The 22,159-nt window shown below is 58.6% G+C and carries 22 protein-coding genes; 14 read left to right on the forward strand and 8 right to left on the reverse strand.

What is annotated here, in order from left to right; genetic code table 11:
• Nucleotides 1-7: 7 nt before the first annotated feature.
• A complete protein-coding gene (locus J7416_RS18260) occupies nt 8-1,936 on the reverse strand; it encodes an elongation factor G (RefSeq protein ID WP_209226859.1) in 1,929 nt (642 codons plus the stop codon).
• A gap of 178 nt (nt 1,937-2,114) precedes the next feature.
• Nucleotides 2,115-3,470, reverse strand: a complete 1,356-nt coding sequence (gene hemN, locus J7416_RS18265) for an oxygen-independent coproporphyrinogen III oxidase (protein WP_209226861.1) — start codon at nt 3,468-3,470, stop codon at nt 2,115-2,117.
• Between the two features lie 64 nt (nt 3,471-3,534).
• Between hemN and J7416_RS18270 the strand changes: the two genes are divergently transcribed.
• Both J7416_RS18270 and J7416_RS18275 read left to right on the forward strand, forming a co-directional pair.
• Complete coding sequence (locus tag J7416_RS18270) at nt 3,535-4,275, forward strand: transcriptional regulator FnrL (RefSeq protein WP_209226862.1); 741 nt, start codon at nt 3,535-3,537, stop codon at nt 4,273-4,275.
• Nucleotides 4,276-4,339: 64 nt separating this feature from the next.
• On the forward strand, nt 4,340-4,594 hold the full coding sequence (locus J7416_RS18275) for a GlsB/YeaQ/YmgE family stress response membrane protein (RefSeq protein ID WP_209226863.1): 255 nt from the start codon (nt 4,340-4,342) through the stop codon (nt 4,592-4,594).
• Between the two features lie 37 nt (nt 4,595-4,631).
• Here the strand turns inward: J7416_RS18275 and J7416_RS18280 are convergent, their stop codons facing one another.
• Nucleotides 4,632-5,471, reverse strand: coding sequence for a universal stress protein (locus J7416_RS18280; RefSeq protein WP_209226864.1), 840 nt, complete (start codon nt 5,469-5,471; stop codon nt 4,632-4,634).
• A gap of 197 nt (nt 5,472-5,668) precedes the next feature.
• Between J7416_RS18280 and ccoN the strand changes: the two genes are divergently transcribed.
• The 10 genes from ccoN to nusG all read left to right on the forward strand — a co-directional run bounded on the left by ccoN (nt 5,669) and on the right by nusG (nt 14,739).
• Nucleotides 5,669-7,276 carry a cytochrome-c oxidase, cbb3-type subunit I gene (ccoN, locus tag J7416_RS18285; RefSeq protein WP_209226865.1) on the forward strand — a complete coding sequence of 536 codons (1,608 nt, stop codon included), beginning with the start codon at nt 5,669-5,671 and terminating at the stop codon, nt 7,274-7,276.
• 14 nt (nt 7,277-7,290) lie between these two features.
• Nucleotides 7,291-8,019 (forward strand): cytochrome-c oxidase, cbb3-type subunit II, encoded by a 729-nt coding sequence (gene ccoO / locus J7416_RS18290; RefSeq protein ID WP_209226867.1) that lies wholly within the window; start codon nt 7,291-7,293, stop codon nt 8,017-8,019.
• 11 nt (nt 8,020-8,030) lie between these two features.
• A complete protein-coding gene (locus J7416_RS18295; RefSeq protein WP_170468069.1) occupies nt 8,031-8,216 on the forward strand; it encodes a cbb3-type cytochrome c oxidase subunit 3 in 186 nt (61 codons plus the stop codon).
• The gene (gene ccoP, locus J7416_RS18300; RefSeq protein WP_209226868.1) at nt 8,213-9,076 is read left to right on the forward strand and encodes a cytochrome-c oxidase, cbb3-type subunit III; all 864 of its coding nucleotides are present in this window, start codon (nt 8,213-8,215) and stop codon (nt 9,074-9,076) included. Before J7416_RS18295 ends, ccoP begins: the two co-directional genes overlap by 4 nt.
• 429 nt (nt 9,077-9,505) lie before the next feature.
• Nucleotides 9,506-10,933: a cytochrome c oxidase accessory protein CcoG gene (gene ccoG, locus J7416_RS18305; RefSeq protein ID WP_209226869.1), complete on the forward strand. Its 1,428-nt coding sequence runs from the start codon at nt 9,506-9,508 to the stop codon at nt 10,931-10,933.
• Nucleotide 10,934: 1 nt separating this feature from the next.
• Complete coding sequence (locus J7416_RS18310) at nt 10,935-11,393, forward strand: FixH family protein (protein WP_209226871.1); 459 nt, start codon at nt 10,935-10,937, stop codon at nt 11,391-11,393.
• A 3-nt stretch (nt 11,394-11,396) separates the two neighbouring features.
• Nucleotides 11,397-13,574 (forward strand): heavy metal translocating P-type ATPase, encoded by a 2,178-nt coding sequence (locus J7416_RS18315; RefSeq protein WP_209226872.1) that lies wholly within the window; start codon nt 11,397-11,399, stop codon nt 13,572-13,574.
• Between the two features lie 5 nt (nt 13,575-13,579).
• Nucleotides 13,580-13,738, forward strand: a complete 159-nt coding sequence (gene ccoS, locus J7416_RS18320; protein ID WP_209226875.1) for a cbb3-type cytochrome oxidase assembly protein CcoS — start codon at nt 13,580-13,582, stop codon at nt 13,736-13,738.
• Between the two features lie 68 nt (nt 13,739-13,806).
• Entirely contained in the window at nt 13,807-14,004 is a 198-nt protein-coding gene (secE, locus tag J7416_RS18325; protein WP_170427365.1) for a preprotein translocase subunit SecE, read from the forward strand.
• A gap of 201 nt (nt 14,005-14,205) precedes the next feature.
• Complete coding sequence (gene nusG, locus J7416_RS18330; RefSeq protein ID WP_170533167.1) at nt 14,206-14,739, forward strand: transcription termination/antitermination protein NusG; 534 nt, start codon at nt 14,206-14,208, stop codon at nt 14,737-14,739.
• Between the two features lie 109 nt (nt 14,740-14,848).
• Here nusG and J7416_RS18335 read toward each other — a convergent pair whose 3' ends face one another.
• From J7416_RS18335 to J7416_RS18345, 3 genes are all read right to left on the reverse strand, one after another.
• Nucleotides 14,849-15,613 carry a hypothetical protein gene (locus J7416_RS18335; protein ID WP_209226877.1) on the reverse strand — a complete coding sequence of 255 codons (765 nt, stop codon included), beginning with the start codon at nt 15,611-15,613 and terminating at the stop codon, nt 14,849-14,851.
• Nucleotides 15,610-16,467: a hypothetical protein gene (locus J7416_RS18340; RefSeq protein WP_209226878.1), complete on the reverse strand. Its 858-nt coding sequence runs from the start codon at nt 16,465-16,467 to the stop codon at nt 15,610-15,612. The genes J7416_RS18335 and J7416_RS18340 overlap by 4 nt, the downstream gene beginning before the upstream one ends.
• Nucleotides 16,468-16,685: 218 nt before the next feature.
• Nucleotides 16,686-17,927 carry a peptidoglycan-binding domain-containing protein gene (locus J7416_RS18345; RefSeq protein ID WP_209226879.1) on the reverse strand — a complete coding sequence of 414 codons (1,242 nt, stop codon included), beginning with the start codon at nt 17,925-17,927 and terminating at the stop codon, nt 16,686-16,688.
• 386 nt (nt 17,928-18,313) lie between these two features.
• Between J7416_RS18345 and rplK the strand changes: the two genes are divergently transcribed.
• Nucleotides 18,314-18,763 (forward strand): 50S ribosomal protein L11, encoded by a 450-nt coding sequence (gene rplK, locus J7416_RS18350; protein ID WP_010440985.1) that lies wholly within the window; start codon nt 18,314-18,316, stop codon nt 18,761-18,763.
• 1 nt (nt 18,764) lies between these two features.
• Nucleotides 18,765-19,463 carry a 50S ribosomal protein L1 gene (rplA, locus tag J7416_RS18355; RefSeq protein WP_209226881.1) on the forward strand — a complete coding sequence of 233 codons (699 nt, stop codon included), beginning with the start codon at nt 18,765-18,767 and terminating at the stop codon, nt 19,461-19,463.
• Nucleotides 19,464-19,600: 137 nt separating this feature from the next.
• On the opposite strand, the gene J7416_RS18360 is transcribed toward rplA, so the two are convergent.
• Entirely contained in the window at nt 19,601-20,602 is a 1,002-nt protein-coding gene (locus J7416_RS18360; protein WP_209226882.1) for a Hint domain-containing protein, read from the reverse strand.
• A 195-nt stretch (nt 20,603-20,797) separates the two neighbouring features.
• Nucleotides 20,798-21,772 carry a phosphotransferase gene (locus tag J7416_RS18365; RefSeq protein ID WP_209226883.1) on the reverse strand — a complete coding sequence of 325 codons (975 nt, stop codon included), beginning with the start codon at nt 21,770-21,772 and terminating at the stop codon, nt 20,798-20,800.
• Between the last annotated feature and the right edge of the window lie 387 nt (nt 21,773-22,159).

Consider the following 22,159-nt stretch of genomic DNA (forward strand, 5'->3'; position numbering starts at 1 on the left):
CGAATTTTCAGGCGGTTGCCTTTTCCCGAGCGGCTGATTTGGGGACCGGCCCGCGCAACTCTTCGTAATGATCGAAGCTTAGCTTGACCCAACCGGTGCCGCGTGTGGCGCTAGCGAGGGTGCGGTGCAACTCGTCTTCGGCCACGGCAGGCAGCTGGGCGCTAAAGATCTCCCAACCCGAAGCATTGGGGTTGCCCTCAAAACCCAAAACCTGACCCTGCAGTGAGCTGATCGTGGGCACCAGATCGCCAACAAAATCCGACGGCAGGTGAATCTCGGCGTTCAGGATGGGTTGCAAAACCACTGGTTTCGCCTGCGGCAACGCCTCGCGCACCGCGTTCTTGCCAGCGGTGCGGAACGCATAGTCTGAGCTGTCGACGTTGTGATGTTTGCCGTCGTTCAGGGTCACTTTGACGTCGACCACAGGGAACCCTTCGGGCCCCTGCGCCAGCGCGTCTTTGGCACCGTGTTCGACCGAAGGGATATAGTTGCGGGGAACGGCCCCGCCTTTGACCACCTCTTGGAACTCGAACCCTGCGCCACGCGGGGTAGGCGCGATCGAGATCACGACGTCGGCAAATTGCCCCGCGCCGCCTGACTGCTTGCGGTGGCGATGGCGGTGCTCGACAGGCGCGCGGATCGTTTCGCGATAGGCGGTTTCGACCCGTTCGGTATCGATTTCAATCCCAAAATCCTCGGCCAACTTGGCGCTGATGCGACGCATGTGCTGGGGCCCTTGTGATCCCAGGACCGCGTGACCGCTCAATTCATCCTGTTCCAGATGCAATCCGGGATCGATCTCTGCCAACCGGGACAGCGCGTTCGACAGGCGCACATCGTCGCGTTCATGCGTTGGGGATACGACCTGCCGGTGAGCCGCAGGATGAGACTCGGCCCATTCCGGCAAAGGCGTTGCACCGTTGCTGTCATAAATGTTGCCGGGATTAAGATGATCAGACTTTACAGCAAGCCCGATCTGCCCTGCCGGCAGTTCCGAGATCTGGGTCTTGGCGTCCAACGTGGTCAGATTGCCGACTGTCTCACCGCCCAAGGCCTCATGTGCCTTTACGCCCTTGCCCAGCCCGCGCAGGACAATGATCTTGCCGATATGTTTTTTGACATCCGCGAAGCCTGCAATGGCGCGTGCATTTTCCTCGGCCTCGTCGCGCCCCGCGGCGATGTCGAACTCGGGCGCTTCGTGTCGCAGTGCTTTCATCAGCCGTGTCAGCCCGTTCCCGTGACTGGCCGAGCCCAGACAAGCCGGGATCAATTGGTGGTTTTGCAGGACCTGCGCCGCCAGATCATATATTTCCTCGCTTGGCGGTTGTTTGTCCTCGATCAGCTGTTCCAACAAGTGGTCGTCAAAGTCGGAAAGCGTTTCCAGCAGTTCCGTCCGGGCTTCCTGCTCGCGGTCCTCGACCGATTGTGGCAGTTCGATCAGGGCCGAGGGTTGCCCCTCCTGATACTTCCAGGCGCGTTCAGAAATCAGGTCAACTGCGCCGATGATCGTGTCACCATCGCGGATAGGGACCTGCCGCAAGGCGATGTGATGAGTGCAATAGGTCTGTAGGGCCGCGATGATGTCGCGAATGCGGCCATTGGGGCTGTCCATGCGGTTGATGAACAGGAAGCAGGGGATTCCGGCCTCTTCCACCAAACGCAGATAAGGGGCGCACAGCACGGCGGCGTCGGGGTCAGGTGGTACGACGACAACGGCCGCGTCCGAGATCGCCATCGCAGGCCCAACATAAGCCAGCGTATCGCTGCCTCCGTTCACGTCTACGGCGCACCAGGGTTCGCCCAAATAAGAAAAACCGTGCAGATGCACGGTTCCGGATACGTCGAATGTGGTTGGCCGGCCATCGAGGCGGCTGATGGCCTCGACCAGTGTTGTTTTGCCCGATTGGCTGGGGCCGAGGACGGAAAAAACGCGCATGGATGCTGTCCCTCTTTCAAGTTGCAGAACGGCTGCACGAAAAGGGCGGTCGAGCGCGAATGCGTCGGCACATGCTGTCTGGTATTTTGCCTGCCTCGGGCGCGGGGCGGATGTTCACCCGCCCCCTGAGTGTGGGGAAAACCCACCCTCCGCGTCAAGTCTTGTCCCTGTTGTGGGGTCAGATCGCCGAACTGTGGCCTGCCTTGCTGAGGTCATAGGCATCAAAGCTGCGGGCGATCATCCGGGTCAGCGGGCGGGCTTCCGGGGGAATGTAAAGACCGTCGTCAGTGATGCTGAGCAGCCCGTCAAAGGCAGAGTTCGCGGCTTCGTACATTCCCTGCAACTCGGCCGGGGAAATGGCATGGTCACGCAGGATCTCGGCCGAGTTGATGCGGAAATCGCACATCAACGCTTCGATCAGACGAGCGCGCAGGATGTCCTGACCCTTGAACAGGTGTCCGCGCGAGATCGAAAACTGCCCCTCGCGGATCGCCTTTGTGTGCGCCGAGGTCGCCGGGGCGTTCTGCGCATAGCCTTGCGGGAATTTCGAGATTGAGCTGGCGCCCACCCCAATCAAAACCTCAGCCTGATCGTCGGTGTAGCCCTGGAAGTTGCGTTTCAACCGGCCTGCCTTCAGCGCATGCGTCAGCCCGTCATCCTGCGTCGCAAAGTGGTCGATCCCGATCTCGGCGTAATTGTCCCACAGGAACAGACGCCGGGCTGTATCGAACAGGTCCAGGCGGTCTTCGGGTGTGGGCAGGGCATCCGTAGGAATCAATTGCTGCCGTTTGGCCATCCACGGCACATGAGCGTAACCGTATAGCGCGACCCGATCAGGGCTGAGCGACAGCAGCTTCTGCACGCTCTCGGTCATCTTCGCTTTGGTCTGATGCGGCAAGCCGTAAAGGATGTCGGCATTCAGGCTTGTGATACCCCGCGCGCGGATCATGTCTGCGGCTTGACGCGTGGTGTCATAACTTTGGATGCGACCGATGGTTTTCTGGATGTCGTCGTCAAAATCCTGCACACCGATCGAGGCGCGGTTCATGCCTGCTTCGGCCAGCGCGTCCAGGCGGGCTTCGTCGATTTCATTGGGGTCGATTTCCACCGAAAACTCGGCATCCGGTCCAAGGGGCACAATCTCGAGGATTCGCGCGGCCAGATCCCGCATCAGGTCCGGGCTCAGCAAGGTTGGTGTGCCACCGCCCCAATGAAGGCGGGACAAGGTCACGCCTTCGGGCAGGTGGGCGGCCAGCAAATCCAGCTCGGCTTTCAGGACGTCCACATAGGCAACCACCGGGCTGTCGGTCTGAGTCCCCTGGGTGCGGCAGGCGCAAAACCAGCATAGCCTGCGGCAGAACGGAACATGGACATATAGCGACACGGAACTGCCGGGTTTGATGCCAGAAATCCAGTCGCCAAAATGACTTGGCCCCACATCATTGCTGAAATGCGGGGCGGTGGGATAGCTTGTGTAACGCGGGACTTTCGCGTCAAATAGTCCAAGCTTTGCCAATTGCGGTTTCACTATCATAGCGATACCGTTAAGGCACCGTCGATACAGATACCTTGACTGAGATCAAGTGGAAGCGCGAACGATGTTAAAAGCTCAATTTGACCATACCAACTGTTCGGACTGTCCAATCCGGCACCGCGCAGTTTGCGCGCATTGCGATGCCGATGAGTTGGAAGAGCTTGAAGACATCAAGTATTACCGCACCTTCGAGGCGGGTCAGACGATTATCTGGTCTGGCGATCAGATGAATTTTGTGGGCTCTGTCGTGTCAGGGATCGCTTCGTTGACGCAGACGATGGAAGACGGGCGTACGCAAATGGTTGGTCTGCTGCTGCCCAGCGACTTTGTCGGGCGACCGGGGCGCGAGGCCGCGCCTTATGATGTGCAGGCCACGACCGATGTGGTCATGTGCTGCTTTCGCAAGAAACCGTTCGAAGACCTGATGAATACCACCCCGCACATCGCCCATCGCCTGCTTCAGATGACGCTGGACGAACTGGACGCCGCGCGCGAATGGATGCTGGTGCTGGGGCGCAAAACGGCGCGCGAAAAGATCGCGAGCCTGTTGTCTATCATTGCCCGCCGAGATGCCTCGATCACACCAAAGGACAAGCCTGCGTCCATCGTGTTCGACCTGCCGCTGACGCGTGAGGCGATGGCAGATTATCTGGGTCTGACCCTTGAAACCGTCAGCCGCCAGATCTCGGCCCTCAAGAAAGACGGGGTCATTCTGCTGGAAGGCAAGCGCCACGTGACGATCCCGGATATGCGCCGCCTGATGGAAGAGGCGGGCGACGATTCGGATGGCGGGTTCCTGGTTTAAACCTGTTCTCTGAGAGTTTTCCGTGGTTTACTGGCCTGGTGAATGAACCAGTCAGGAGATTGGCATGGAATTCAGTAGCCTTTTGGCAATGCTCATCATCGGCTGCATCGCCGGGTGGCTTTCGGGCAAGATCATGGAAGGCCGCGGCTTTGGCCTGATCGGTAACGTGATCGTTGGGATCATTGGCGCATTTCTTGCGGGCATGATCTTTCCGGCGTTGGGTTTTTCTGTCGGTGGCGGTGTTTTATCGTCGATCTTTTTTGCGACGATCGGTGCAGTGATCTTGCTGTTCGTGATTGGACTGATCAAACGTGTTTGAGCCACCCGCCGGAGCGGGTGGCCTGTAGCTCTCTTTGTCAGTGTGCCAAAAAGACCGGAACTGAGGCTTGTTCCAGCATGTTGCGGGTGGCCCCGCCTAGGATCGCCTCGCGGAACCGCGAATGGCCGTAAGCGCCCATGACAATCATGTCCGCCTCGCTGTCGGCAGCGTGCCGATTCAGGATGTCCGAGACGCGGGTCATGGTTTTGCTCAGCACGTCGATTTCGCATTTTGCCCCATGGCGGGCCAGCATCTGAGACAACAGCCCACCCGGGTCAGAACGATCCGGGCCGTGGCGCGGCGGGTCGATGACAACGATCCGAACCACATCAGCCTGAACCAGGAACGGCAGCGCGCGACGAATGGCGCGCATGGCTTCGACGCTTTCGTTCCAGCCGATCAGAATCGTACTGGGGCGCTGGAAAGGCGTCGCGTCTTCCGGTGTGACAAGAACAGGTGCGTGGCCTTCGAACATAGCTGCTTCGACAATCGGTTCAGCCTCCGCCCCGCGGTCTTTGCCGTAAGGTTGCGGCAGGACGACCAGATCGGAGAACCGGGCGCGATGAGCGACGTGACGGCCAATATCAGCGATCTGGGCGACACCGCTTTCCGCAGACCAGCGCACTCCTGATTTACCCAGGACGTCCTTGGTGTGCACCAACAGCTCGTCGGCCTCGGCATTGGCCCGGCTCAGGGTCTCTTGCAGGACCAGGGCATTCGCACCCGCGTAATAGTACCCGGCCTGGCTGCGATCCACCCCAAGGCACAGCGCTTCGGCATGGGCGTCCTGTCCATCCGCCAGTGCGACCATTTGAGCCAAAGCGGACTTAGATTGTTCCGCGTCCGTTACGACTGTGAGAAGAGATTTGTAAGCCATCTTGACCTCTTGCCTTGAGGATTGAGTCACCTGCGACCACGCAGCTCATCCTTAAGGCTTAGGATTGTCACAGATTTCGGCGTATTGTCTTGACACAGATCAAAGCAAGTCTGGCCGCTGTGGGACACAACAGCGACCAGTCAAAAAGGTCCCGCGACCAAACAAGAATCGCGCGGGGCATGGCAAAGGGACGCAATATGTCAAATTACATCAAGCTGATCGTGCTTGGTCTGATCGCGATATTCGCGGCGATCGGAACCAACTATGCACGCGATTTGGCGTATCAGGTGCATGCAATTCTGGTGATGCTGATCGCCGGTGGTTTGTTCATCTGGACGCTGAGAAACACGGATGAGCCAGATATCCTCGTGGACCGCTCGGCCGAATACATGGACGATGTTATCCGCTATGGCGTGATCGCAACCGCCTTTTGGGGCGTCGTCGGGTTCATCGCAGGGACGTTCATCGCCTTTCAGCTCGCCTTTCCGGTGCTGAACTTCGAATGGGCTCAAGGGTACCTGAACTTTGGTCGTCTGCGCCCGCTGCATACATCGGCGGTGATTTTTGCGTTTGGCGGTAACGCGTTGATTGCGACATCGTTCTACGTGGTCCAGCGCACCAGCGCTGCGCGGCTTTGGGGCGGCAACCTCGCGTGGTTTGTTTTCTGGGGTTACCAGCTGTTCATCGTGCTGGCCGCAACCGGCTATGTTCTGGGCGGAACGCAGTCCAAGGAATATGCAGAACCCGAATGGTACGTTGACCTGTGGCTGACCATAGTCTGGGTTGCTTACCTGGCCGTGTTCCTGGGCACGATCGTCAAGCGGAAAGAGCCGCATATCTACGTGGCGAACTGGTTCTACCTGGCGTTTATTGTGACCGTTGCGATGCTGCACCTGGTCAACAACATGACCATCCCGGTCAGCATCTGGGGCTCTAAATCGGTTATCGTCTGGTCGGGCGTTCAGGATGCCATGATCCAGTGGTGGTACGGCCACAACGCCGTGGGCTTTTTCCTGACTGCGGGCTTCCTGGGGATGATGTACTACTTCATTCCGAAACAGGCCGAACGTCCCGTATTCTCGTACAAGCTGTCGATCATCCACTTTTGGGCGCTGATCTTCCTGTACATCTGGGCTGGTCCGCACCACCTGCACTATACCGCGCTTCCTGACTGGGCCTCGACGCTGGGCATGGTGTTCTCGATCATCCTTTGGATGCCGTCCTGGGGTGGTATGATCAACGGTCTGATGACCCTGTCGGGTGCATGGGACAAGCTGCGCACCGACCCGGTGATCCGGATGATGGTGATCTCGGTCGGCTTCTACGGCATGTCCACGTTTGAGGGTCCGATGATGTCGATCCGTGCCGTGAACAGCCTGTCTCACTACACCGACTGGACCATTGGCCACGTACACTCGGGCGCGCTGGGCTGGAACGGCATGATCACCTTTGGTGCGCTGTACTTCCTGGTGCCGGTCCTGTGGAAACGTGATCGCCTGTATTCGCTGCAGATGGTCAGCTGGCACTTCTGGCTCGCCACCATCGGCATCGTGCTCTACGCGGCGTCGATGTGGGTCACTGGTATCATGGAAGGCCTGATGTGGCGTGAAGTGGATGCCAATGGCTTCCTGGTGAACTCGTTCGCCGACACCGTGGCGGCCAAGTTCCCGATGTATGTGGTGCGTGCGCTGGGCGGTGTTCTCTACGTCGCTGGTGGCGTGATCATGTGCTACAACCTGTGGATGACTGTGCGGAAAGCGCCGGCCAAAGAAGCCAGCCTGTCCGTCGCGGTCCCGGCTGAATAAGGAGGGCCGGAGCAATGGCAATTCTCGACAAACATAAGATCCTCGAGACCAACGCGACCCTCCTGCTGATCTTCAGCTTCCTGGTCGTGACCATCGGTGGCATCGTTCAGATCACCCCGCTGTTCTATCTTGAGAACACCATCGAGAAGGTGGAGGGCATGCGCCCTTACACCCCTCTCGAAATGGCGGGGCGCGAGATTTATCTGCGCGAAGGCTGCTATGTCTGCCACAGCCAGATGATCCGCCCGATGCGGGACGAGGTCGAACGCTATGGTCACTACTCGCTGGCGGCCGAGTCGATGTATGACCACCCGTTCCAGTGGGGGTCCAAGCGGACCGGGCCTGATCTGGCGCGTGTCGGTGGTCGTTATTCGGATGACTGGCATGTGCGCCACCTGCGGGATGCGCAATCGGTTGTGCCGGAATCGGTGATGCCCAAATACGGCTTCCTGGAACAGCGCAAGATCGACGGTCGTTACATTGGTGACATCATGGCGGCAAACGCTGTGGTCGGAACCCCGTATACCGAAGAGATGCTGGAAAACGCCGCTGCGGACTTCCGTGCGCAGGCCGATCCGGACAGCGACTTTGACGGGTTGCTGGAACGGTATGGCGACAAGGTCAACATCCGCAACTTTGACGGCCAGCCCGATCTGACCGAAGCGGACGCGCTGATCGCCTATCTGCAGATGCTGGGTACTTTGGTTGATTTCTCGACCTTCACCCCGGATCCGAGCCGCTAAAGGAGGGTGTGATGGAAGAATACACAATCCTAAGGCAATTCGCGGATAGCTGGATGCTGTTGCTGCTGTTTGTCTTCTTCATTGGCATTGTGGTCTGGGTTTTCCGCCCCGGTGCCAGCAAGGAGTACAAAGACACCGCCAACATCCCGTTCCGGCACGAAGACAAACCCGCCGAACCCGAGGAGGCGAGGAAATGAGCAAACCATCTGAAAAACTGCCGGGCGATCCAAAAACAACCGGACACACCTGGGACGGAATCGAGGAATTCGACAACCCGATGCCGCGTTGGTGGCTGTGGACCTTCTACGCCACGATCTTCTGGGGCTTGATCTACACGATCATGTACCCGGCGTGGCCTCTGGTACAGTCGGCAACAGCCGGTGTTCTGGGCTGGTCTTCCCGCGCCCTGGTTCAGGAAGAACTGGTCGAGTTCGAAGAGGCAAATGCCCCTTGGAACGCTAAGCTGGTTGAAACCCCGCTCGAGGACATCTCAAAGGACCCGGAATTGCAGCAATACGCTGTGAATGCGGGTAGTGCCGTGTTCCGGACATGGTGTGCCCAGTGCCATGGCTCGGGTGCTCAAGGCGCGGCAGGGTTCCCGAACCTGCTGGATGATGCATGGCTGTGGGGCGGTTCGCTCGAGGATATCGAGTACACGGTTGCCTATGGGATCCGGAATGAAGAAAGCGATGATGCGCGCTATTCCGAGATGCCGGCCTTTGGTGAAATCCTTGAAAAGGATGAGATCACCCAAGTGGTCCAGTACGTGATGTCCCTGACCAATGCGCAGACCGACGATGCCGCTGCGCAGGCGGGCAAGGTTGTCTTCGAAGACAACTGCGCAGTCTGCCACGGCGAAGACGGCAAGGGTGACGTCACACAGGGTGCACCAAACCTGACGGATGCGATCTGGCTTTACGGTGGCAGCCAAGAGGCGCTGACCGAGACGGTTGTCTATAGCCGCTTTGGCGTAATGCCCCCGTGGGAAAATCGCCTGACCGATGCGCAGATCCGTGCGGTTACTGCCTATGTCCACCAGTTGGGTGGCGGTCAGTAAGGTTACAAGAATACCTTCGGACGGTTCGCCGCCCGAAGGTTAAGGCACCGGCTGTTCCATCTGTTCGCGCGTTTCCTGAACAGCCGGTGCTTATTCCTCATCCTACAATTCGTGCTTTTGTCGGTCCAGCCGTCGGCCTCTGTCCTCTTGCGCTGCCCACACGTTTCGTGGCGCGGCATTTTGTCGGACAAGTGGATGGCCCGACCACCTGCCTATTCGGTCCCTTGAGCTGGAAATGCACCGATTTGCCTTGTTTACAGCCCATTTGGCAGGTTCATGCGTCCCAAAAAACTGTTGGGTGCTAAGGGGGGCGAACTGGTAAGCTGTGACAAAAGGTGTCTGTACGATGCGCTTTTGACCCATGTCAAAGTGACTACCTTTGTGATCTGGAAGAAGACGCTGTGACAAAGCCACATCTGGAGCCAGCCCGTGAGCGATTCCGACCCCGCACCTAGCCTATACGCCGCAAGAGAGCCCATTTTCCCAAGGCGCGTTTCCGGGCCGTTCAGAAACCTGAAATGGATCATCCTCGCGGTCACCCTGGGCATTTACTACATCACGCCCTGGATCAGGTGGGACAGGGGGCCCAGCCTTCCCGATCAGGCGGTGCTTTTGGATTTGGCAAACCGTCGTTTCTATTTCTTCTGGATCGAAATCTGGCCGCACGAATTCTATTTCGTTGCGGGTCTTCTGATCATGGCCGGTCTTGGCCTGTTCCTGTTCACCTCGGCGCTGGGTCGCGTGTGGTGCGGCTATGCCTGTCCACAGACAGTCTGGACTGATTTGTTTATCCTTGTCGAGCGATGGATCGAAGGGGATCGCAATGCCCGCTTGCGCTTGCATCGGCAGGAAAAGATGGACCTTCGCAAGGCGCGTTTGCGTCTGACCAAGTGGACGGCTTGGCTGCTGATCGGTCTGGCGACCGGCGGGGCCTGGGTGTTTTACTTTGCGGATGCGCCGACGCTTGCGCGCGATCTGGTCACCGGAAACGCGCATCCTGTCGCGTATACCACCATGCTGATCCTGACGGGAACGACTTTCCTGTTCGGTGGGTTTGCACGTGAACAGATCTGCATCTACGCGTGTCCTTGGCCGCGCATTCAGGCCGCGATGATGGATGAAGACACCCTCGTTGTCGGTTACCGTGAGTGGCGGGGTGAGCCGCGGGGCAAAGGCAAGCGAACCGCTGATTCCGAATTGGGAGACTGCATCGACTGTATGGCCTGCGTGAACGTTTGCCCCGTTGGCATCGACATTCGAGACGGCCAGCAGTTGGAGTGCATCACCTGCGCCCTGTGTATCGACGCTTGCGACGACATGATGGACAAGATCGGCAAGCCCCGCGGTCTGATTGACTATATGGCGCTGAGCGATGAGACGCGCGAGCGCGAAGGCCAACCGCCCAAGAGCGTCTGGAAACACATCCTGCGCCCCCGGACCATCATGTACACGGCTCTGTGGTCGCTGGTGGGCGTTGCACTGCTGTTTGCTCTGTTCATTCGTTCGGATATCGAGGTCACCGTGGCGCCGGTGCGTAACCCGACATTCGTGACTATGTCGGATGGGACGATCCGCAACACCTATGACGTGCGGCTGCGCAACAAGCATGGCGAGGATCGGCTGTTCAAGCTGTCTCTGACCGGTGATCCGGCGATGCGCCTCGTGATCGAGGGTACCCAGCTTGATACAGTGAACGTGACCGCCGATACTGCACAGCTAGAGCGGGTCTATATCATCGCGTCCAAAGACACCGATCCGGCAGCGGCCGACACGACGCCCGTGCGGATCTGGATCGAAGACCTGCAAAGCGGCGAGCGCGCTTACAAGGACACGACGTTCAATGGACGAGGAAACTGATATGGCAGAGCGTCAATTTACCGGCAAACACGCCCTAGCGGTTTTTGTCGCCGCGTTCGGGGTGATCATCGCCGTCAACCTCGTGCTGGCCTACAGCGCCGTGAAAACCTTTCCGGGGCTTGAGGTTAAGAACTCTTATGTCGCCAGTCAGGAGTTCAACGAACGCCTGAAGGTTCAACAGGAACTGGGTTGGGAGATTCGGGCCGAAACCACGGGTGGTCTTCTGATCCTGCACATCACAGACCAGTCCGGTGCCCCGGTTCAGGTGGCCGAACTGCAGGCGGTTGTTGGCCGTGCGACCCATGTGAAAGATGATTTCAGCCCCGATTTCACCTTTGACGGTAACGCCTATTCTACGCCAGCGACGCTGGGCAAAGGGAACTGGAACATTCGTCTGGTGGCCAAGGACAGCAACGGTGCCGAATTTGCGCAGCGTGTACCGTTGTATGTGAAAGGGTAGGGGATGACGGCTCAGCTCAGCTCAGGTACGGCGGCCTGTCCGGGTTGCATCGCCACCCCGGCGGAACCGGCGCGGCCTATTCCTGAGGATGTGCAGATTGCCTTGTCTCTGCCGGGCATTCACTGCTCGGCCTGTATCGCGAATGTTGAACGCGAGCTGAATGCCCATCCGGGGGTCGAGGATGCGCGGGTCAATCTGACCCTCAAGCGGGCCATGATCAAAGCTGCACCGGAAACGCGCGCCGCTGATCTGATCCCGGTGCTGGAACGGGCAGGTTATGAGGCGCATGAGCTGGACCCGGGCGCGCTGTCGGCCACGCAGGCGGACAAAGCGGGGCGCGACTTGCTGATGCGGTTGGCGGTGGCCGGGTTCGCCTCGATGAACGTGATGTTGCTGTCCGTGTCGGTCTGGTCCGGAGCCACGGACGCAACGCGTGATATGTTCCACTGGATCTCGGCGGCAATCGCCTTGCCCGCAATTGCCTTTTCCGGGCAGCCCTTCTTTGCCAACGCTTGGAGCGCTCTGCGCGTGCGCCGTCTGAATATGGACGTGCCGATCGTGCTGGCAATCCTGCTGGCGCTGGTCACATCCCTGTGGGAGACAGCGCTTAGCGGCAAACACGCCTATTTTGACGCGGCTCTGACGCTGACCTTCTTCCTGCTGGCCGGGCGGTATCTGGACTATCGCACCCGTGCTGCGGCGCGTTCCGCGGCCGAAGAGTTGACCGCGCTTGAAGTCCCCCGTGCAATTCGTCTGGTGGACGGTGTGGAACAAGAGGTCTCAGTTACAAGCCTCGCTGTGGGTGATCTGGTGCTTGTGCGCCCGGGCGGACGTATGCCTGTGGACGGGCAGATCGTATCCGGCACCTCGGAGCTTGACCGGTCTTTGTTGACCGGGGAAACCCTGCCGATCTTTGCCGAAGCCGGGCTGGTCGTCAGCGCGGGCGAGGTCAACCTGACCGGGCCGCTGACCATTCGTGCAACCGCAGTAGGCGAGGATACGTCCCTGCACCGAATGGCCGATCTGGTGGCCATCGCAGAATCGGGCCGGTCCCGGTACACGTCGCTGGCGGATAAGGCCGCCAAGCTATACGCACCGGGGGTCCATATCCTGTCCGCGCTCAGTTTCGTTGGTTGGTATATCTATTCCGGCGATGTCCGCACCGCGCTGAACATTGCCGCGGCGGTTCTGATTATTACATGTCCCTGTGCGCTGGGGCTGGCCGTGCCTGCCGTGACAACGGCGGCTTCGGGCCGGTTGTTCCGCAAGGGGATGCTGATCAAACACGCCACCGCGCTCGAGCGTTTGGCCGAGGTAGATACGGTTGTCTTCGACAAGACCGGAACGCTGACCTCCGGCACGCCTGAGCTGACCAACCTCGGCGATCATTCCCGCGCCGATCTTGAAGTCGCGTTGGCGCTGGCCGAGGCGTCTTCGCACCCCTTGTCCGTGTCGCTTGCCAAATCGGCCAGGGACGCAGGTATCAAACCCGCTCGCGTCGAAGATGTGGTCGAAGTGCCGGGCTACGGCACCGAAGGCACCTACCGTGGCCAGCTCGTCCGGCTTGGTCGTGCCGGATGGACGGGCGGTGACGAGGGGAACCAGACAGCAGCCTGGCTGGCCATTGCGGGTCAGACACCCGCGGCGTTCCTGTTCGCGGACTCATTGCGCCCAGGCGCGGCTGAGGCTGTACACGCGTTTCGCGACGCCGGGAAAGAGGTCATCCTGATCTCAGGCGATACCAAGGGTGCGGTTCAGGCTCTGGCTGGCAAGCTGGGCATTGAAACTTGGATTTCCGAGGCTTTGCCCCAAGACAAGGCAGCGCATGTACAGGCACTCAGCGACAAGGGGCGTCATGTGCTGATGGTGGGTGACGGGTTGAACGATACAGCCGCGCTTGCTGCGGCGCATGTGTCGATTTCTCCGGCATCGGCGCTGGATGCGGCGCGGGTTGCGTCGGATATCGTACTGCTGGGCAACGACCTGTCGCCGATTGCCGACGCCTGTGACACGGCGGTCAAGGCAACGAAACGGATTCGCGAGAACTTTCGCATTGCCACGGTTTACAATATTATCGCGGTACCCTTGGCCGTGGCCGGGCTTGCCACGCCGTTGATCGCGGCTTTGGCGATGTCGACCTCGTCCATCACAGTGTCTCTGAACGCCCTGCGCCTGAGGTAGTTGATATGGAAGTTCTGGCCTATCTGATACCGATTTCCCTGTTTCTGGGCGGGGTTGGCCTTATGGCGTTTGTCTACACGGTTCGATCAAACCAGTATGACGACCCTGAAGGCGATGCGCGTCGCATCCTCAGCGATGAATGGGACGACAAGCCCAAGCCCTGAGTGCCCTTGAAATTGCCGCAATGCCCGGTTATGTCCGGCCTATCCGCTAGCAGAGAGAACCAAGCCAAATGGCAACCACAAACCCGATCCAGTTCATTCAGCAAGTCCGTGCCGAAGTTTCCAAGGTCGTCTGGCCGACCCGGCGCGAAGTTCTGCTGACCACGGTCATGGTGTTCATCATGGCGGCACTAACGGCTGTGTTCTTTGCGTTGGTCGATCTGGGCATTCGCGGCGGCCTGCAGCTGATCCTGGGTGCATTCGGCTGAGTCTGCAAGGGCGGGGTGGAAACGCCACTGCCCTCTTGCACAGCGCGCGATGTCAGAGTAGTTGACACGGTACTATTCGGAATGGGCGTGCGGCGATTCGGGCTGCGCGCCGCTTTTTATTCCGGGTCACGTGATGGAATTTCAATGATGGATGCGTCCGGCCAAATGGACGCTCCGAAGACAAACAAGGACGACAGGTTCATGGCGAAACGGTGGTATTCGGTCAGCGTTCTTTCGAATTTCGAAAAGAAGATCGCAGAGCAGATCCGCACGTCCGTGGCCGAGCAGGGCCTTGAGGACGACATCGACGAAGTGCTGGTGCCCACCGAAGAGGTGATCGAAGTACGCCGCGGCAAGAAGGTCACGACCGAGCGTCGTTTCATGCCCGGCTACGTTCTGGTGCACATGGAAATGTCGGATCAGGGGTATCACCTGATCAACTCAATCAACCGGGTCACCGGCTTTCTGGGCCCTCAGGGCCGCCCGATGCCGATGCGCGACGCTGAGGTGAACCAGATCCTCAACCGTGTTCAGGAAGGCGAAGAAGCGCCAAAGCTGATGATCACCTTCGAGGTTGGCGAGAAGGTCAAGGTCAACGACGGCCCGTTCGAGGATTTCGACGGCATGGTCGAAGGCGTGGACGACGAAGCTCAGAAGCTGAAGGTCTCGGTTTCGATCTTCGGCCGCGAAACTCCGGTCGAGCTGGACTTTACGCAGGTCACCAAGCAGAGCTAAGGCTTCTTCCCAATCGTTTTCAACGCCGCGATGCCACGAGCACCGCGGCGTTTTTGTTTTGGCGAAACCAACTTTCGAACCAGCGGATTAACGGCAGAGAAAGCGTTTGTTAGGGGCGACCCGGGATCAGATCTTGCTGCTGAAGAACCGTGAGTATGTCGAGAATTGTGGAGGGGCTGATATCAACTGACCCGTCTAGAAAAACGCCTAGGCCACCATCTCCGATCTCGCGCGGGCCGCCCTTGTCATAAACAGGATCAAGGGACGCAAGCTCTGCCGGAAGCTCGGGGCACAACGGGGTGTCGTTCAACACAAGATCGACTGCGGCCAGCATCAACTCTTTGACGGACTCCAGGGTGTCGTCTTCCAACAGTTGCTCTCGCTGCGCGTCTGGCGCCGTAAGCGTCAGGTCAATGAGTTTGAAAAAGGCGCAGTTGTCGCGCAGTTCGACAGTCGCTTCGGTGGACATATTGGCAGCGATAGCTCTTTTTTCCTCACCGCGCTGAAAGTCGCGGTCGCCGGTGCGGCTGCATTCAAAGATCGTGACGGTGACCGCCCCATCCAGATCGATTGTAGCATCCTTGGCTTTGAAACTTAGGTCATCCAGCCGAACTTGTAGGCCGCAATTGTCGACGATCGCGTTGTCGGCCAGCCGCTCGGGCACCATCTTTTGCATTTCCCGGAGGTCGAGAAGCGCACCCACCCCGATCCGAGTTGGCGCGGCGGCGGTGAGGTTCAGATCAAGTGTGTATGGCAGTTCCGTGTCTCGTACCGGCAGCGTTGCGTCGATCAGAAAATCGACCTGCTCGGCTCCGGGGGCGCGGGCGTTCAAGGTCGCGGCAATCAAGGCCGGGATCATCAACCAAAGTCTCATTCGGTAAACTCCAACACGCCCAGCTCTTTCAGACCCGCGAGAACTTCAACAATTGTCTCGGCGCTGACATCCGCCGACCCGACAACGGCTGCTCCCATCCCGCCGGGCGCAATTTCACGGGTGCCACCGGATTCGTAGATCGGGTCCAGAACCGCGAACTCCGAAGGCAGGGGCGGGCAGACTGGGTTTGCGGCCAGGAACTCTCCGCCTTTTTCCAGCACAGCTTGGTTTATGCGGTTGGTCAGGCCAAAAAGATTGCTCACGCCTCCGATGAAACCACGCGGGCTGAGATCTACGCTTTCGATACTGAAAGTAAGGCATTGGCCCTGTACTTCGGCCTTGGCAACCGCGGTTGCATCTACAGTAGCCCCGAAATACCGAATTCCGGGTTCCTCATTCCGTTTGCACCGAGTGAATTGGGCGCGGGCTGATCCCTCAACCTTCACAGTTTGACCTATGGCGGTGACGTCTCGAACCTCGAGGTAAATCTGACGTTTGCAGCTTTCCTCAAGCGGGCCTGTCAGTATCTGAGGCGCTTTTTCCTGCAAGCCCCGCAAGTCCATGAACGCCCGCAGTCGCAAACGGGTTGGACTGGATTCCTCCAGACCGCCGTAGACCGTGAAAGGAACAGGAATATCGCGCAGAGGAACTTCTTTGGTCAGCTTGATCTGGAAGCGACCGGCATAGGTGGCAGGATCGATCCCTTTTGCGGTGGATGACGAAGTTTGAGCGGCGCTATCAGTTTGTGCTGCGGTGGCTGCCGCACTTTGGTCTTGGGCCTTGCTGCCGCAACCGGGCAGCAAAGCAAATAGTGTGCAGATCAGTAGCCCCTTGTTCAGGCGAGATGACGCCATTCCAGACCGCCCCTTTTGTAACCAAGCTGTTCCAAGATACCTGTCGGCGGCTCTTTAGCAACTCATGCTTTTGAATTACTGAATACAATATGTGGAATTGGAGTAGTGTCAGTGCGCAAGCAACGTGGCTTTGGTTCACCAAGCCAACGCCCCTGATTCAAAAACGACGCCGCGATGCAATCTGCACCGCGGCGCTCTTAATTCAACAGATCTTTCGTCTACTGAGTTTGCGTGACAGCCGCGCGCAAAAGTTGCGGGCGGTCTGACTGCGAGGGCAGGAATACCGCCTGTGATCCCGCGTCCAGGGCGGAAAGGCTTGCATCGTACCATTGCAGGGCCAGATCACGACGCTCTTGCACGCCGAAGCCTTCGCGCAGGTGGTGGCCGATCAACTCACCGTAGGCCGGCTCACCCATGGCAACCAGCATCAGGGCAGAGCCCACAGCAGCGTCCATGTTGTCCTCGCGGTAGCCGATTGCCAGGCAAACCTTGCTGGTTGCGGCCAAGTCCTCGGGGCTTAGCCCAGATTCCAGCGCCAGTTTGCGCATTTGGGTCTCTGCATCCGTTTTTGAGCTGAGTGCTAGCGCGTCGACCTGCGCGGCCAGCATTTCACCATACGAGTTGCACTGCGCAGCCACCTGATCCGGTGTCAGCCCTTGGATATCCTGCATCAGGTCTTCGCCGTGCGACATGGCATAGCTGCGGGCCAGACAAAACTGTTCGCTCAGGGCGAAATCAGGGTCAGACATGTTTGTCAGGGTCGTATAACCGCCATTGGTTGATGTCTGCAGCATCACCCCGCTGCACCGATTGGCGAGCGACGGGCCACCGGTTCCGCCAGAAAACAGGCTTGGCAGAGTGGCAGACGCTGTCTCGGTTGTGTCAGTTTCGGGCTCTGGCGCAGGTGCCGGCTGGGTCACAACAGGGGTCGTGGCAGCGGGCGCAGGTGCGGCTGGCGCCTGAGGTGCAACTGCCAGGGCAGAACCTGAATGGAGATGCTGGCGATATGCCAGCAACAATGGCTGACCGGTCAGCTGCGTTGTGGCCTGACCTCCGCTGGTCGCCCAATAGTAGGCCTGCATCAGGAAATCGCGCTGATACGTCTGAAAATCATAGCCGTTTATCGGATAGCCCATCGACGCCTGATAGCGTTCGATTGCTGACCGCGTCCCCCGGCCGACCTGACCATCAACCCGCCCGGCATTGTAGCCGAAATAGTTCAATGCCGTCTGGGTCTGCGCACCTTGCGTGGTCGACGGTATGCCCGGACGGTAAGTCCGGGTCGACCGCGTTGTTCTCTGGGCTTTTTTCTTCTGCTGGTCCTGTCCAATCGCATAACCCAGCACGCCGCCGACAACGGCACCACCAATAAAGTCACCCGCATCCGCCTGCGCAGTCTGTGGTGCTGTGGCCCCCAAAGAGAACGCCAGGCCAAGCGTCAGAATAAACCGAATGATCATAATAAACCTCCACCAAAACAACAAATTTTGCCCACTATAGCACATCCATGCGTCTCAAAGTGATTTCTGATCGCCATTCCAATGGGCGTATAGAGACCCAAGCATTTTTGCTTTGATATTGCGTTCTTAGCGGCGGGTGGGAAAACGATGTGCCCGGTTGCCGCAATTTTTTCGGCCTGTTCGGCCCACCTCAGGGCTCGATTCGAAAATTGCGGACAGAGTCGGAGTGGTGCACTTGCCAACCCCCAGATTCCCCTATAAACGCCGCCTCTATCGTCTTAGGGCGAGATTCTCTTGTGGGAGGTTGCTGGGATCGCGATCCCGGGCCGGACCACGCAACATAAACCGGGTGGAACGCGTTTCACCTACGTTGAAAGGAAAACCAAATGGCTAAGAAGCTTGCTGGTACAATGAAACTGCAGGTTCCTGCAGGTCAGGCGAACCCGTCGCCGCCAGTTGGTCCGGCGCTGGGTCAGCGCGGCATCAACATCATGGAATTCTGCAAGGCGTTCAACGCCAAGACCGCAGACATGGAGCCCGGCGCTCCGTGCCCGACCGTGATCACCTACTATCAGGACAAGTCCTTCACCATGGACATCAAGACGCCGCCCGCGTCTTACTACCTGAAAAAAGCAGCTGGTCTGAAGCCGGTTGGTAAGCGTAACCGTCCTCGTGGCGCGGAAAACCCAGGTCGCGAGACCGTGGCAACCGTAACCTCGAAGCAGGTTCGCGAAATCGCCGAAGCCAAAATGAAAGATCTGAACGCCAACGACGTCGAAGGCGCAATGCAGATCATCCTGGGCTCGGCCCGCTCTATGGGCATCGAGGTGAAGTAAGATGGCAAAACTTGGTAAACGCACCCGCGCCGCGCGCGAAGCTATCGCCGGCAAGGAAAACCTGTCGATCGAAGAAGCTGTTGCCCTGGTCAAAGCCAACGCAACCTCGAAATTCGACGAGACCATCGAAATCGCTCTGAACCTGGGCGTTGACACCCGTCACGCAGACCAAATGGTTCGCGGCGTTGTCGGCCTGCCGAACGGCACCGGTAAAGCGATGCGTGTTGCTGTTTTTGCGCGTGGCCCGAAAGCTGACGAAGCAAAAGAAGCTGGCGCAGATATCGTTGGCGCAGAAGACCTGATGGAAACCATCCAGGGCGGCACCATCGAATTCGATCGCTGCATTGCCACCCCGGACATGATGCCGATCGTTGGCCGTCTGGGTAAGGTTCTGGGCCCCCGCAACCTGATGCCGAACCCCAAAGTTGGCACCGTGACCATGGACGTGAAAGCGGCCGTGGAAGCAGCCAAAGGTGGTGAAGTTCAGTTCAAGGCGGAAAAAGGCGGCGTTGTACACGCTGGCGTTGGCAAAGCGTCCTTCGACGAAGCCAAGCTGGCTGAAAACGTTCGTGCTTTCGTCTCGGCTGTGGCCAAGGCCAAGCCGTCGGGCGCCAAAGGCACCTACATGAAAAAAATCGCGCTGAGCTCGACCATGGGCCCGGGCGTGACTTTGGACGTGGCAGCCGCAGCGGGCGAATAAGCCTTACTGCATCACAGTCAGAATTTGATCCCGGGTGGTGCAAGCTGCCCGGGTTTTCTTTTGTCCGGAAACCGCATGAAGGTCGTGCTCAAACGGTCAGCGCTTAGCTGGAGCTGTTTGTGCCTGGCTGCGAAGGCTTACATATATGCGCGCAGCACGCCCGCCTCGCGCGCGCTGATCGTGGGGGCTGCGGTGCGTTGGAACGCGTTGCTGGCATCCTCGATCGACGGGAACAGCGCCAGGATTTCCGACCGCTGCGGCGAGGACAGCGCGTATTTCGCGTTGTCGCCGAAATAATAGCTTTCCGTCAGCGCACCGTTCGAGCGGACAATGTGATGCCGGTCGAACATGAAATGCGTATAGGTGATGCGGTCCGTCTGTCGGATCGAAACCCCCGGAAGGCCGCACAGATGCTTGGCGGCCACGAACACCTCGGATGATCCAAAAAGCATGTCTGTGGCCGGAGATCCGATCAGTATCCGGTGCTGTTGTGAGACCACAAGCTCTTGCGTGTTTCCGATTGCACCGGCCTCAATCACCACCGGGGCAAAGGGGCCGTTGCCGTGAACCTCGGTTGTCGCGATCCAGAGGATCGGTTGAAACCCGCCGTCCCGGGTCCAGACGAGTTGGCCCTTTTTCAGGTCCTGAACTGCGACCGCACCGTCTGCGGTTTCGATCAGGGTTCCCGGTCCAAAGCACGTGACATAGTCGGTATAGGGCGACGACCCGGCATTGGACCCGCCGGTTTTGATGTAGGACGTCCCGCTGTCCAAAGGCGCGGAGGTCGCAAAGCCCCAGACGTCCTGCGTAACCCCGTTCTGTGAGAATACATATATGGTGATCTCTGGCCCGGTCGGGTTTAGGTCGTCGTCCAAGGCTTGCACCGTAATTATCGACTCGGATTCGACCTGGGTGCCGTTCGCGACAATGCCACCGCCATCGGTGATGATGTGGCCTGTTGGAAGGTCATCGTCAAAAACGTCAGGGCTGCCGGCGGTATCGTCCAGCGTGATGGTGGTTCCGGTTCCGCCCGTATAGGTAAAGATGGTGCCGTCCGGTGTGTCCGAGTTGTTGATGATCGAACCCCCGACCACGATGTCGTTTGCGTCTGCGGTATCCGGGACAAAATCAGCAATCATGCTGGAGCTGTCCTGGGCAAAAAAACTGCGGAGAACCATCTAAGCGATTTACCTTCTGTATTGCGTTTTTTGCCGGCCCAAATCGAAAAGGGCCGAGTGCGTTAAGGCTTGGGATAACGTTTTTGGGGATGGTCCGGTCAACTAAGATTTGCGCGATGTCGCTCACAATCCTGTCATGCGGATGGATCAGCCATCTCAGGGGTGTCGGAACGAGACTTGAAGGCGATCACCCAGCCTGTTCCGTCGATCTTTTTCAAACGCGCTGCAGTCGTGATCTGTGCGCCACAGGGCCAGCCAGTCTTTCAAAAGGCGTCCGCGAATACAGTAATCCAGGATTTCGACATTGATGGGGTGCCGGTAAAGGCGAAAGAACATGTCCTTGTTTCTTGTGAGGATACCGCTGCGGTCTACGTCCGATGCATGGGTTTGCCGAAAGATATCAGCCTTTAGGAAATCAACGATATCATACACGGCAAGTTTGTCGCGGGCCTCGGTGAAATCCAGGCCAATTGTTTTGCCCTGTCCGACGATCAGGTTTTGGCCGTGAAAGTCGCCATGCGAAAAGACCCGAAGGTCCTCGATACCCTTCAGGCGGGCACCTTCGGCAAGCATATTCTCCACCATGGCCCGGCTTTGGTGCGCGATGTCGCGCGGGACCGCCTGTATCAGCTCGCTCAGGCTGTCCGTCATCCAGCGCGGTTTGAAGGCATAGCGGGTCGGAGGGTAACGGGCGTGCAGATCGTGCAGCCATGACCCGGCCCGGCGATAGACTTGGGCGACCTGCTTGTCATCTGCGCTGTTGTAAATCAGGTCAACGGCGGTCGGTCGGTCAATATACTCGGTCACCAGAAATGATCCGCCCGGTGACAGATAGACAGGTCTGACAACACGCGAGGTTTCATTGCCGTCGAAATACTGATGCAGGGCGCTCAGCAGTTCGAATTCGCTTTTCAGCCGGTCTGTGGTGGGCGACGTGGTGTCGATTTTGAGCGCGAAGGCCTGGGATGGTGTGTGCAAAACCACAACCGAGCGGGTGTCTGCGAAAGCATGGGAGCGGTAGATACAGTCATAGCCGGTTACTGGGGCCTGCAGGCACGTATCGCAAAATTCGCGGATATACGCTTTGACATGGGTGTCTTCCTCGGGGGAAAGGGGCAAAATTTCAGCCAATGGTGCTGTCCTGCATCCGGGTAACGGGTTATGGGACAGGATAGCAGCACGGCTATTATGTCAACGGCTTCCGGGCGCCTGTACACAAGGCCGATTGGGATCTCATTGCAGCCTCAGAAACCGTAATTTACCTCTTGGAAACCGGCCCCATCTGCCCTAAGTAAGGCTACGAAGTAAAGCGTGCGATTCGTCGTGCGCTTTATTTTGTTTCGTCCAAGACGGTGGGTGGTGCCATATGGCCCCTTAATTCCCTGCCTGAGACGGGTAAGACCAAAGAATTCTGAGGGTCCAACCCTCGGGCGCATTTTGGCCAATCCCGTAACAACGGACCTGAACGCCGGGGTTTCGACCGCGGCAAATATGAGCCGGGGTGAGATATCGCCCCAA

It is taken from the genome of Ruegeria sp. R14_0, assembly GCF_017743975.1.
GTDB lineage: Bacteria > Pseudomonadota > Alphaproteobacteria > Rhodobacterales > Rhodobacteraceae > Ruegeria.